We start from the raw sequence: 13,538 nt of genomic DNA on the forward strand, positions 1-13,538 counted from the left end.
ACATATGCCGGGTCAGTTTTGGCCCGTGGGCCGCATGCGTGCGCGCAGAGCGCGGCGCGCGGCCATCATGTCGCCCGCGGCGGCGGGCTGGACCGCATCCGGGGTGGGAGAGGGGGCAGCGGCCACCGGTGCAGGGGTCGCGGGCGTGGCCCGTGTTCCGCCCAGATGCGCGGCCAGATCACGCAGCACCGGGAACCGGAAGATGTCCGTGATCGAACTCCGCGTTACTGCCAGCTCGTCCCGGATCGTCCGGTGCAGCTGCACCGCCAGCAGCGAGTGCCCACCCAGTTGGAAGAAGTTGTCATCCGCGCGAACCTCGGGCAGGCCCAGGATGCGGGCCATGATCTGGCCGATCCGCGATTGCAGGTCGTTGACCTCGGGCGCCGGGGCGGGGACCAGCGTGGCGGCCGCAACGGGCGGTGGTGCCGGCGGTGCGACCCGGGCCGTGGGCGGCGCGGCATCGGCCGCCGCCAGCGCCTTGCGGTCGATCTTGCGGTTGGGCGTCAGCGGCATTTCCGGCAGGACATGGATCTGCAGCGGCACCATGAAATCGGGCAGCTCGCGCGACAGCGCCGCGCGCAGCGCCGCGCCGTCCAGCCCTTCTCCGGTGGCATAGCCGATCAGTTGCCGATCGCCCGGACCCTGGCCCTTGGCGACGACCGCCACGTCGCGGACGCCGGGCAGGCGGGCCAACCGGGTCTCGATCTCTCCCAGTTCGATGCGATAGCCGCGCAGCTTGACCTGCTGGTCGATGCGACCCAGGAACCGCAGGCGCCCGGTGCTGTCGCGACGGCACAGATCGCCGGTCCGATACAGACGTCCCTGGTCGGTCTGCGGAAAGGCCGCATCGGTCTGCGCCTGACGGTTCCAGTAGCCGCGGGTGACGCCCGCCCCGCCGATCCACAATTCTCCCGCGACACCGTCGGCGACCGCCTCTCCCTGCGGGTCGCGCAGGTGCAGGCTGGTGGCGGCGATGGGGTCACCCAGCCAGACATCGTCGGCCTGCGTGCCCAGATCGGCGACCGCCGACCAGATCGTCGTTTCGGTCGGGCCGTACATGTTCAGGACGCGCGCAGATCCGTTCCGTCGCAGATCGGCCAGCAGGCCCTGGCTCAGGGCCTCTCCGCCCAGGGCGATGGTCTTCAGCCCCGCCATCGCGGCACGCGACGGTGCGTCCTCCAACAGCAGGCGCGCCATCGATGGGGTGGCCTGCAGGTGCGTGACCTTGTGCCGCGTGATCTGGGCCGCGATGCCGTAATCGGCGACCTCGGTCGTGACCGGGTTCACGCGGTCATGCAGCACCGCCAGATGCCGCAGGCTGTCCAGCACCATCGACGGGGCGATGCCATAGTCGATCAGGCAGGCGATCTCGGTCACGCCGATCTTGCGCAGTGCTGCGATCCGCGCCTCGGCATCGTCGACGGTCCCGAACAGGCCGCTGTCGTTGAAATAGCGCAGGAAGGCGAAATCGAGGATGCCCTCCATCTCGTCCGGGTCCAGGTTCGACAGGTCCAGCGACATCGCGTCGGTGACGCCCGCGGGCTTCTTGAAGGCCGGGAAGGCCCAGGCATATTGCTTGACCAGCGCGGCGGCGGCGCGAAGGTATTCCTTCATCGGCTCGCGCGCGGTCTCCATCGCGGCCTCGCGCGTGTCGGCCAGATAACTGTGCAGCATCAGCGTGACGGTGAAATCCGCCGGATCGTGACCCGCCTCCCGCAGGGCTGCGTGATATTCCGGGATGCGGGCGGCGATGTCGTCCATGCTTTGACCCAGAAGATGGGTCAGCACGTTCGCGCCAAGCCGCCCGGCCTCGCGCCAGGTCTCGGGGTTGCCCGCGGTGGTCACCCAGATGGGCAGTTCCGCCGATACCGGCCGGGGCTGGGTTACGACGGCAAAGGGGGTGCCGTCGGCGCGCGGAAACTCGACCGCCTCGCCGCGCCACAGCCGGCGGACCTGGTCGATGGTCTGCAGCATCGCGGGCTTGTTGGCGGGCGGCGTGTTCTGCGGGCGCAGCACGAAATCGTCCGGCTGCCAGCCGGAGGCCACGGCGATGCCGGAGCGCCCGTTGGTCAGGTTGTCGATGACGGCCCATTCCTCGGCGATGCGGGCAGGGTGGTGGAGCGGGCCGACGCACGACCCTGCGCGGACCGCAATGTTCTGCGTGACCGCCGCCACCGCCGCCCCGGTGACCGACGGGTTCGGATAGGGGCCGCCGAAGGCGTGAAAGTGCCGCTCGGGCGTCCAGACGGCCACGAAGCCGTGGCGGTCGGCGAATTTCGCGCCCTCCAGCAGCAGTTCGTATTTCTTGGGGCCTGCACCGTCGTCATTGCCCCAGTAGTACAGCGACATCTGCATGCCCTTGCGGCTGCCGGTGGCAGGCTCCGCCGTGGCACCACCCAGAAGATCGCCTGCGATGACGACCTTCCAGCCACGGGTCAGCGTCCAGAAGATCTCCAGCACGGAAATGTCGAAGGACAGGCTGGTGACCGCCAGCCAGGTGCCCGGTTCGGGGTCATCCAGCGACCGGTCCATGCCGGCGAAGAAGTTCACCACGTTGCGATGTTCGACCATCACCCCCTTGGGCGTCCCGGTCGAGCCGGAGGTATAGATCAGATAGGCCAAGTCCTGGCCCGATGCGGGCCGGGGGTCCGCCTCCGGTCCCTTGGCGTCCAGCGGCAGCACGCGCGCCTGATGCGCGGGCAGGCGCGACAGGATCGCCGGGTCGGCCACGACCACCGGCGCACCGCTGTCGGCGATGTAATGCTGCAGCCGGTCGGCCGGATAGTCCGGGTCCAGCGGCACATAGGCGCCGCCCGCCTTCAGGATCGCCAGCGCACCGACGACCAGTCCCAGCCCGCGCGGGGCGAAGAGGCCCACGGGCACGCCGGGTCCGACACCCATCGCGGCCAGCTGTCGCGCCAGATGGGACGCGCGTTGGTCCAGCTGGGCATAGCTCAGCCTCTCTCCGCGAAAGATCAGCGCGTCGGAATCGGGGCGTCGGGCGACCTGTGCGGCGAACGCGTCCTGGATCGTCGCAGGCGCGCCCGGGCCCGCATCGCGGTCGTCGCGGGCCACGGTCGCCATGGCATGGGCCGGCAGGGTCGGCGCCTTGTCCAGCGGCAGGGACGGATCGGCCGCGGCCAGCGCCTCGGTCACGTTGGCGATGGCGCGCCATGCGGCCTGCGAAAGGCGCGTGCGGTCCCACCAGACCTGCACGCGCGACTGCTCGCCCTCCTCAAGCGCCACGCAGATCGCGGCGCCGGTCGGCGCGTCCCGCGGTCCCGCGGCCAGGATCAGGCCGGGTGTCCCCGGGCGCCCCAGTTCCGGCGCGCGGGCGATCAGGTCGGCCAGCACCGGCGCCCGGTCCAGCAGCGCGCGGCGATCGCGGTCAAGGGCCGCGGCCAGCGCCTGCAGCGTCTCGCCATCGGCATCGACGGGCAGCGGGCGGAACCCCAGCATGTGGTCGCGCACGGCGTCCGGCAGATGCGGCGCAAGCCCGATGTCGAAGGCCGACGATCCCGTCATCCGGACCAGCGCGCCCACCAGCGCGGCCAGAACCGCCGCGGCGGGAAGCGGGCGGGGCAGCGTCAGGCCGTCGGCCTGCCAATCCGCGGGCGCGTCCGACAGCGCGGCTTCGGGAACGACCACGGGGGCAAGACGCGCCATGCGCTTGCGCCAGAACGGCTCGTCCCGGGCAGCGTCGCGGATGGCCGCATCCAGGGCCGGATCGGCGGGGCCGGTCGGCAGCCGGTCGCCCACGGACAGCCCATGCGCCACGGCCTGCCCGTCCGTGCCGTGCAGGCCCGACAGGCGCAGCGCGCCGCCCTGTGCCATGGCGACCAGAATATCGTGGTCGCGGACCTCCAGCACCTGTCCGGGCTGGGCCGACGGGTTGCCCTGCGCGGGTTCCGCCCCGCCCACCAGCAGGATGCCACGACCGGTCCGCAGGCGCGGGCGCAGCATCGGGTTCCAGTAGGGGCCGTGGTCCAGCGCACGGACCAGCCGCGCCTGGCTGTCGGCATCCTGCGCCGGGTCCAGCGTCGCCGCATGCGCCGGTCGGTCGATCCGCATGTGGCGTTTCACCGGCGCGTGAGGCTGAGCCGAGCCCTGATCGTCGCCCCGTTCCAGCATGTCGATCAGCTGGGGCAGGCTGCTCAGCGCTGCTTCCCAGCAGCGGGCGTTCAGGGTCAGGGCGGTGTCGTCGGGTGCGATCTGGACCGGCACGCGCAGCAGGACCGGACCTTCGTCCACGCCGCCGCTGATGCGGTGCCAGGTGATCGCGTGGCTTTGCACCCCCTCCAGCAGCGCCCAGATCGGGGCGTTCAGCCCGGCCCGTTCGGGCAGCGGACCGTCGTGGAAATTGACCGCCCCCCGCCGCGCCAGGGCCAGCGTCTGCGCCGGAATGACGGTCAGGTTCGCCACGCTGAGGATATAATCGCATTCCGCCACAGGACCCACCGGCAGGCCCTGCGCCCGCGCCGCCGCAGCCAGAGCCGGGTCCTCGACCGTGAACGAGCGCAGGACATGGCCGCGCCCGGTCAGGATCCGCGCTGCCTCCAGCGCAAGCGAGGCGTTGCCGATCAATGCGAAATCAAGCTGGGTCACGGTCTGTCTCCGGGTCGAAAAATCTGTCGGGGTCGGCTTGGGGCCAGCGCGTGGCGGATCAGCGCGCGCGCCTGCCCCTTGGGCATGGTCTGGTCTTCGCGGCGGATCGCGCGCAGGCGCCGCACGGTCAGGCCGGCCAGATGGGCCAGCACCGCCGCGACGGCATAGGCGCGGCCGTGGTTCTTGCGGAAGTAATGCTCGCGCGAGGCGAACCAGTAATCGGGCGGCAGGGTCCATTCCCGCATGCCCGTGCTGACCGACCCGATATGCATCACGCGGGCATCCGGCAGGTAATGCGTGGGCCAGCCCGCCTTTGCGGCGCGCAGGCACAGGTCTGTTTCCTCGAAATAGAGGAAATACGCCTCGTCAAAGCCGCCGATCGCGTCCAGGACGTCGCGGCGGATCATCAGCGCCGCACCGGCGGCCCAGTCCACCGGCGCGGCGAAGGGCGGCATCGGCATGGTGACGACATGGCGTGCCAGCAGGCGTGAGATCGGCCCGGTACGGGCCGCGTCCTCCAGCTCGCTGGCGGCGGTCGGGAAGCGGAAATGCGTGGTGTGGTGGTTGCCGTGCTCGCCCACGACCCGGCACCCCAGCAGGCCGATGGCCGGATGCGTCAGCATGTGCGCCCGCATCCGCGCGATCGTGTCGGGTTCCAGGAATGCATCCGAGTTCACGATCAGCACCAGATCGCAGGGTCGATCCGTCGGCACGCGCAGCGCGGCATTGTTGCCCGCACCGAAGCCGCCGTTATGGCCCGACTGCAGCACCCGCAGACGGCCGCCTGCGGTCCAGCCGCGGTCGGCGGCCACCCGGCTCATCTCCTCGAAGCTGCCATCGCCGGAATCATTGTCGATCAGCGAGACGACGCCCTCGATCCCCTCCATCGCGATGACGGCGGCCTCGGCCGAGCGCAGAGACATCTGCGCGCTGCGCCAGTTCAGGATGATCACATGCACGGCGCCCACGCTCATTCCGCCGCCCTCCGGAGGTCAGCCTTGTCGCCCTCTGCCAGATCCTTGCGCATCCGGTCTGCCAGTACCCTGACGCAGGGCTCCAACACCATCGAATCGTGGTCCCCGGGTACCTCGATGACGGTCAGCTCCGGCATCCAGGGCGACCACAGGTTGTCCTCGAAGACGTATTCGCGCGCGGTGCTGACATGCATTCCGCCCGACACCTTGAACTGCCGGTCCAGCCGCGGCCGGTATAGGGTGACCGGACCGTCCCAGACCCGCATCTCGAACTGGGGCAGCGCGCCCAGGAAGGCGGCATGGATGGCGGCGTTGTGGAAGCCCGCGGAATCCGCCTGCGGCAGCTGCTGGCGACGCGACCGTTCGTAGGCCAGCCGTTCCCGCAGCCAACGCGACAGGAAGCCAGGCCCCTCGCGGCGGATCTCGGCGGCCCGGATCATCAGGCGGTCCTTGCGCGTAAGGGTCGGGCGCATGGGCACGGGCGTGTCCAGCATGACCAGGCGCGCCACGCTCTCTCCATCGGCCTGCAACTGACGCGCGATCTCCAGCGCGGTCAGGCCGCCGCCGGAAAAGCCCGCGACCAGATAGGGGCCTTGCGGCTGGATCTGGCGGATCTCCTCGATGCAGCTGGTGGCGGCCTCGGCCAAGGTCGCATGCGGGGCGGCATCGCCGAACAGGCCGCGCGCCTGCAGGCCCCAGACCGGACGGTCGGGCGACAGGCGCTGCGCCAGCGCGCGCAGGTTCAGCACGTTGCCGAACATGCCCGCGACGATGAACAGCGGCGTGCCCCCGCCCGCGGCGCCCTGGCTCATCGGCACCAGATGGGTGAAGCTGGCGGTCTGCGCCTGAGCCAGGGGGACGACCTGACCGGGGCTGCTGTCGGGGCGCGGACCGATCCGCGCCTCGATCAGGGCGGCCAGGGCCGCGACGTTCGGGGCCTCGAACAGCGTCGCCAGCGGCAGGTCGATCGCATAGGCCTTGCGGATCATCGCGAACAGCCGCACCGCGATCAGCGAATGGCCGCCAAGGTCGAAGAACCCGTCATCGACGCCCACCTGCTGCACGCCCAGCAGGTCGCGGAAGAATCCCGCGATGCTGCGTTCCAGATCGGTTCGCGGTTCGACATAGTCGCTGTCCAGGTCCGGACGCTCGAAGCTGGTGCTGGCGCCGGCGGCGCGGGCGCGGCTGCTGCGGGTCTCCTGCGCGATCAGCTGCGGCAGGTCCATGCTGGAGATGGCGATCTGCGGCAGCCCGGCCTGCAGCGCCTGTTCCAGAAGCGCGGGCCCGCGGCCGGGCGGAATGCCCTGCGCGACCATGCGCGCCAGACGCTCCTGTCCGGGGCGGGTGGGCTGCGCCATCTCGGGACCGCGCGCGGCCAGGCGCACCGCGGGGGCGGCGTCCAGGCGGCGCAGGGTCAACCCCTCGACCTCGACCAGAACGCGGCCCTGCGCATCGGTCAGCGTCACGTCGAAGCTGGCATAGCCGTCGGATGCGTTGGCCAGCCTGACAAGGCTGGTGACGGCGGCCGGCAGGGGCGCATGCATGGTCAGCGCCCGATAGGACAGCGGCACCCACAGCTGCGCCCGGTCATAGCCGGGGATCAGGTCCATCGCCCAGCCCGTCGCGATATCCATCAGCGCCGGGTGCAGGATGAACCCAAGGTCCAGATCGGCCAGGGCGGCATCGGGCAGGCGCAGCTGCGCCAGGCCCTGGCCGTCGCCCATCCAGGTCGCCTGCAGGACGCGCCACCGCGGACCAAAGGCCATCTGACCCTCCTGCGCGGATTCCAGGGCATGGCCCACCGGCGCACGGTCGACCCGCATCCCCGCCGTCAGCGCCAGAAGGTCCAGCGGCGCGCGTGCGGGTTCGGCGGCGGTGATGCCGCCCTCGGCCACGGCGACGGGCCCCTGGCCGAAATCGGCCTCGACCAGGAAGCCGGTGGTCTCCTGTCCTTGGGTCAGCGTCACGCGGAAATCGCGGGTGCCGCCATCCTCGACCGTCAGCGGGTCAAGGAAGGTCAGGTCGCGCAAGGCCCAGGGCGCATGCCGACCCGCCGCCTGCAGCGCCTGCGCCGCCAGTTCGATGGTCCCCGTGCCGGGAAGCAGCGCCACGCCGTCGCGGGTCCGGTGTTCGGCGATGATCCAGTCAGAGGCCGACAGCCTGCCGCCGAAGCGGTCGACCGCGCCCTGGCGCGCATGCGTGGACAGCAGGGGCTGATCGACGGGCAACGGCGGCGGGTCGTCGCGGCGCCCCGTCAGCGCGTCGGCAGCCATGCCGATGTCGGCCCAGACCCCCCAGTTCAGCGACACCACCTGGCCAAAGGCCGCGATCCCGGCTCCGGCGACGGCGTTCAGATATTCGTTGGCGGCGACATAGTCGACCTGTCCCGCCGCCGCGATCTCGGTCGAGGTCGACGAGAACAGCACGGTGCGCTGGACCGGATGCGCCGCCAGCACCATCGCCAGGTTGCGCGTGCCGTGGACCTTGGGGGCCAGCACGTCCTCGATCCCGGCGGTGGACTTGGCCAGCATCGGCGCATCGTCGACGACGCCCGCGGCATGGATCAGGTCGGTGATCGGACCCAGCCTGCCGCGCAGCGCGGCCACGGCGCGCGACAACGCCTCGGCATCGGTGACGTCCGCGGCCTCGACCGCGATGGTCGCCCCGGCCGCGCGCAGGTCGCGCAGCGCCGCCATCTGGCGGGCCTGACGGTGGTCGGGATCGGCGGCGATGCGGGCGTCCCATTCCTCCTCGGGCGGCAGGGGTCGCCGCGTCAGCAGCGCCACCGCCGCGCCCTGCGCGCTGATGTGGCGCGCCAGGGTCAGCGCGATGCCGCCCAGGCCGCCGGTGATCAGCACCGTCCGCCCCGGACCGAATGTCGGCGCGGCGTCCGGCGCAGGCAGCGTGGCGGGCACCAGATGGCGCGCCAAGCGGCGACCGTCGCGCCATGCGGCGCGGGCCGGGGGCGCGGGGTCCAGCAGATCCTCGACCAGGCGTTGGGCCAGTGCGGTCTGATCGCCGCGCGTCTGCACGTCGATGCTGCGCGCCGACAGCCACGGGAATTCGCGCATGCCGACGGCCAGGGGGCCCAGAATGGTGGCCTTTTCGGGGGCCTCGATCTTTTCGGCCCCCACCTGCACGGCGTCCGAGGTGATGGCGACAAAGTCGATCTCCTGCCCGCCGCCCTCGTTCGCCAGAGCCCGGATCAGGTGCAACGCGCTGTTGAAGCCCTGTTCCAGATGGCGATGGAAGGCGCTGAAGCCCGCCCGCGCGCCTTGGCGCCCGGCATCGGGCACCAGCCAGAAGCTGACGATCCGTTGCGGCAGCCGGTTCTGCGCCACCAGCGCGGCGATCAGCAGCTCGAAATCCGATGCGCCATTCTCTGGCGCGACGATGAAGTCGGATTCCCCCGTCTGCGCGAAACAATCGCCCGGGCGCAGCCAGATCACCTCGTGCCCGGCATCGCGCAGCTGCGTGCCCACGCGGGTCGCCAATCCGGTCTCGTCTGCCAGGATCAGCCAACGTTCCGCCGCGGCCTGCGGACGGCCATCGGCACCCAGTTCGATGTCTGGGGCCGACAGCCGCCAGGACGGTCGCCATGCCCAGCCCTGTGCTTCCGGGATGGCCAGCGGTGCGTCGTCGGTCGTGGCATAGGAGGCGTCGGACGATGCCGGTTCGATGAAGTAACGCTTGCTTTGGAACACATAGCCCGGCAGCGGCACCCGGCGGCGACCCTCGCCCCAGATCGGCGACCAGTCCAGCGCCAGCCCGGTGGCCGAAAGCCGCGCGAACGCGTTCAGGAAGAAGGCGTCATCCTCGATCGCGTGGTCCGGATGGCGCAGGGTGCTGATCACCCGGTCGGGTGCTGCGCCATTGGCCTGCGCCAAGGCAGACATGGCGCGGCCGGGGCCGACCTCGACGAACAGGCGCGCGGGATCCTCGCGCAGCGTGGCGATGCAGCCCGCGAAATCGACATGGTGGCGCAGGTGATCGACCCAATAGCGCGGGTCGGTGGCCTGTGCGTCCGTCATCCAGGTGCCGGTGCGGTTCGACAGGATCGGGATGCTTGGCGCGGACAGCGGGATGCTGCGCAGGAAGGCCTCGAATTCCGGCAGGATCGGATCCAGCATCCGCGAATGGGCGGCGATGTCGATCGCCACGCGCTGACAGTCGATGCCGCGCGCGACCAGCGTCGCCTGCAGCGCGTCGATCCGGTCGCGGGGGCCGGACACCACCGACAGGCCGGGGGCGTTGTCGCAGGCCAGATCCAGGTCGTCGCCCGCCTCGGCCATCAGCTCTGCAGCGGGCAGCGGCACGCTGAGCATGCCCCCCGGCGCGATGCGGTCGAACAGCCGCCCGCGCAGTTCCACCAGCGCGATGCAATCCTCGAACCCGATCACCCCCGACAGGCAGGCGGCAGTGTTCTCGCCCATCGAATGACCGGCCAGCGCCTGCGGGACGACACCCCAGCTGATCCACAGCTGCGCCAGCGCGTATTCGACGATCATGATCAGCGGAAGCTGGACCGACGGGCGGTTCAACGCCTCGGTCGCCGCCTGTTCCTGGCCCGGCTCGGGCAGCCACAGCGCCCTGGGGTCGCGGTCGGTCAGGCGTTCCAGCACGGCAAGGCCGCGGTCCATCCAGTCGCGGAAGACCGGCTCGGTCTCGTACAGGCCGCGCGCCATGTGGATCGATTGCGCGCCGCCGCCGGGGAACAGGAAGGCAGGCTTGGGCGCCGCCGTCATCCGGTCGTGGTTGAAGACCCGGCGGGTGTTGCCGGTCTCCAGCAGCTCGGCCGCCTCGGTCACATCGGCGGCGACCAGCACGCGGCGCTTGTCGAACAGCTTGCGTCCCTGCTGCAGGGTGAACCCCACATCGGCCAGGTTGGCGTCGGGATGGGCGCGCAGCCACGCGGCCAGCGCGGCCGCGTTGGCGTCCAGCGCGGCGCGGGTGCGACCCGACACGATCAGCGGCTGGACTGGCCAGTCGGAGGGCTCCGAGGGCGGGGCAGGGGGCGCCTCCTCGACCACGACATGCGCGTTTGTGCCGCCCACGCCAAGCGAGTTTACCGCCGCCCGGCCCGGGCGGTCCGGGTGCGCGGGCCAAGGCTCGCGTTTGGCGACGACGTGGAAGGGGGTCGAATCAAAATCGATCACCGGGTTCGGCGCCTCGTATCCCAGGCTCGGCGGGATTTCGCGGTGATGCAGCGACAGGGCGACCTTGATCAGACCGGCAGTGCCGGCGGCGGTGTCGGTATGGCCGATATTCGTCTTGACCGACCCGATGCCGGTCCGACCGCCCCCCTGGCCCAGGGCAAAGGCCTCGGCCAGGGCCGCAACCTCGATCGGGTCGCCCAGGCTGGTGCCCGTTCCGTGGCATTCGACGTAGTCGATGGTCGAGGGGTCGACGCCCGCGATCAGATGCGCCTCGGCCATGGCGGCCGCCTGCCCCTCGACCGAGGGAGCCAGATAGCCGGCCTTGGCCGAACCGTCGTTGTTGATCGCGCTGCCCCGGATCACCGCCCAGATGTGATCGCCGTCAGCGATCGCGTCCGAGAGGCGGCGCAGCAGCACGACCGCCGCGCCGCTGCCGAAGACGGTGCCCTGGCTGCGGTGATCGAAGGCGCGGCAATGACCGTCCGGCGACAGGATTTCGTTCGGTTTGTAGATATATCCCCGACCCTGCGGCAGCTCGATCGTGACGCCGCCGGCAAGCGCCGCGTCGCAATCGCCCGCCAGCAGCGCCTGGCATGCCGAATGGACCGCCACCAGCGAGGTGGAGCAGGCCGTCTGCACGGATACGCTTGGCCCGCGCAGGTCGAAGATGTGGCTGACCCGGGTGGACAGGAAATCCTTATCGTTGCCGGTATGGCGCAGCAGGAACATGCCCGTTTCCTCGACCAGGTCGCGGTTCGAGCAGATGTTGACGGAAAAGTAGCTGCCCATCCCGCAGCCCGCCCAGACCCCGACCATGCCCAGGCTGTCGGGCCGGTGCCCGGCATGGTCCAGCGCATGCCAGCAGGTCTCCAGGAACTTGCGGTGCTGGGGGTCCATCACCGCCGCATCCTTGGGGCTGAGGCCGAAGAACTCGGCATCGAAATGATCGAACCCGTCCAGCCGGGCGGCAAAGGGGACGTAATCGGGATGGCTGATCCGTGATTCCATCTCTCCGGCCGCGCGCAGCTCCTCCGGCGTTAGATGGATGATCGATTCGACCCCGTCGCGCAGGTTTTGCCAGTACTGCCGGGGGTCGGACGCGCCGGGAAGATCGACACCAAAGCCCACGATGGCGATGTCACGCATGTTGATCGGCGTATCGGTCAAGCCCGTCTTCCTTGTTCTTCCGGATCACAACCCTGCGCTGAGCGCGGTCCGCAATCCACCACTGAAACCTTACAATGGGATGATTATCAAAGCTGACGGAATGTTGCATGGGAATTTACGCTAATTCCTGTGGATTCACGTCATCGTTCCCCTTAAGCGTGACGTTCAAGCTGGGAGAAGACATGGGCAACAGTCTGTCGCTGATCATGTTGGCAGCGTGGCCGGCCGTGGCGGCGATGCTGTTCTCGCGGCTGACGCCCCGACAGGCGCTCATCTGGGTGCCGCTGCTGGGATACCTGCTGCTGCCGCCGGTGGTGGGGATCGATCTGCCGATTCTGCCGACCCTGGACAAGCATGCGATCCCGTCCCTGTGCGCGATGCTGGGCGCGGTCATGCTGCGCGATCGCTTTCCGATGCCCTGGATCCGGCTGGAGGGCTGGGTCGTCATCCTGACAGTCCTGGCGATGGTCACCCCGACCCTGACGGTGGCCACCAATCCCGAACCGTTGATCGAGGGGATCACCTATCGTCCCGGCCTGGGTCTGTTCGACGCGCTCAACGGCACGATCAACACCGTGCTGACATTGCTGCCCTTCCTGCTGGGGTATCTGGTCTTGTCGTCAATCGACGGCATCCGGGCCTGGATGGTGGCGCTGACGCTGGCGACCTTGGCCTATTCCCTGCCGATGCTGTTGGAGATTCGGGTTAGCCCGCAACTGAACGTCTGGATCTACGGCTTTTTCGCGCATGATTTCAGCCAGACGATCCGCTATGGCGGCTTCCGCCCGATGGTCTTCCTGGAACACGGCCTTTGGGTCGCGATCCTGGTCGTGACCGCTGTCATCTGCGCCGCGGTGGCGCTGCGCGACGGGGATGCGCAGGCGCGGACCCGCAACATGGCCGTCCTGGCCTATCTGCTGGTGGTCCTGGTGCTGTGCAAAAGCGCGGCATCGATCATCTACGGAATGCTTCTCGTGCCGCTGGTGCTGATGACGCCGCCGCGCCTGCAGGTTAGCATCGCCGCGGCGTTGGCCGCGGTGGTGATGGCCTATCCGCTGGCGCTTTGGCTGGGTGTGATGCCCACCGACGCGATTCGCGACTTTGCCTTGTCGATGGATGCCGAACGGGGCCGGTCGCTGGAGTTCCGTTTCATGAACGAACAGGTGCTGCTGGACCGCGCCTCGCAGAAGCCGCTGGCGGGCTGGGGCGGATGGGGCCGCAACCTCGAGATCGATCCGATCTCGGGTGAGTACACCAGCGTCAGCGACGGATACTGGGTGGTGGTGATGACCATCAGCGGCATTCTGGGCTATCTGTCGATCTTCGGCCTGCTGTGCGGTTCGGTGATCCGGCTGTGGCTGGCGACGCGGTCCGGTCCGGTCGACCGCTGGACCGCCGGCCTGGCCCTGATCATGGCGGCAAGCCTGGTGGACCTGATCCCCAATGCGACCGTCACTCCCCTGACCTGGATGAGCGCGGGTGCCCTGGCCGGGCTGGCGGCCCGCGGCATGCCCGTCGGAGCCAGGCAGGCCGCACCGGCCCCCGCCGCGCGCCGGGCGATGAAGACGGTGATTGGATGACCGGGCGCGCGCACTTCCAGGCCGCCGCGATGCGGGTAGTGGAACCGCATGGCGCG

General features: G+C 70.0%; 4 protein-coding genes. 1 reads left to right on the forward strand and 3 read right to left on the reverse strand.

Features of this window, described 5'->3' with window-relative positions:
• Positions 1-12: 12 nt before the first annotated feature.
• From SY26_RS05815 to SY26_RS05825, 3 genes are read right to left on the reverse strand one after another with little or no spacing between them, the layout of a single operon-like run.
• A complete protein-coding gene (locus SY26_RS05815; RefSeq protein ID WP_045999755.1) occupies positions 13-4,605 on the reverse strand; it encodes a MupA/Atu3671 family FMN-dependent luciferase-like monooxygenase in 4,593 nt (1,530 codons plus the stop codon).
• The gene (locus SY26_RS05820) at positions 4,602-5,579 is read right to left on the reverse strand and encodes a glycosyltransferase family 2 protein (protein WP_045999756.1); all 978 of its coding nucleotides are present in this window, start codon (positions 5,577-5,579) and stop codon (positions 4,602-4,604) included. The genes SY26_RS05815 and SY26_RS05820 overlap by 4 nt, the downstream gene beginning before the upstream one ends.
• Positions 5,576-11,902, reverse strand: coding sequence for an SDR family NAD(P)-dependent oxidoreductase (locus SY26_RS05825; RefSeq protein ID WP_369799400.1), 6,327 nt, complete (start codon positions 11,900-11,902; stop codon positions 5,576-5,578). The genes SY26_RS05820 and SY26_RS05825 overlap by 4 nt, the downstream gene beginning before the upstream one ends.
• Positions 11,903-12,084: 182 nt before the next feature.
• Here SY26_RS05825 and SY26_RS05830 point away from each other — a divergent pair, with 182 nt between their 5' ends.
• Positions 12,085-13,482: a hypothetical protein gene (locus SY26_RS05830; protein ID WP_045999757.1), complete on the forward strand. Its 1,398-nt coding sequence runs from the start codon at positions 12,085-12,087 to the stop codon at positions 13,480-13,482.
• Positions 13,483-13,538: the final 56 nt, after the last annotated feature.

Source organism: Paracoccus sp. 228 (assembly GCF_000967825.1).
In the GTDB taxonomy this organism is placed as follows: domain Bacteria; phylum Pseudomonadota; class Alphaproteobacteria; order Rhodobacterales; family Rhodobacteraceae; genus Paracoccus; species Paracoccus marcusii.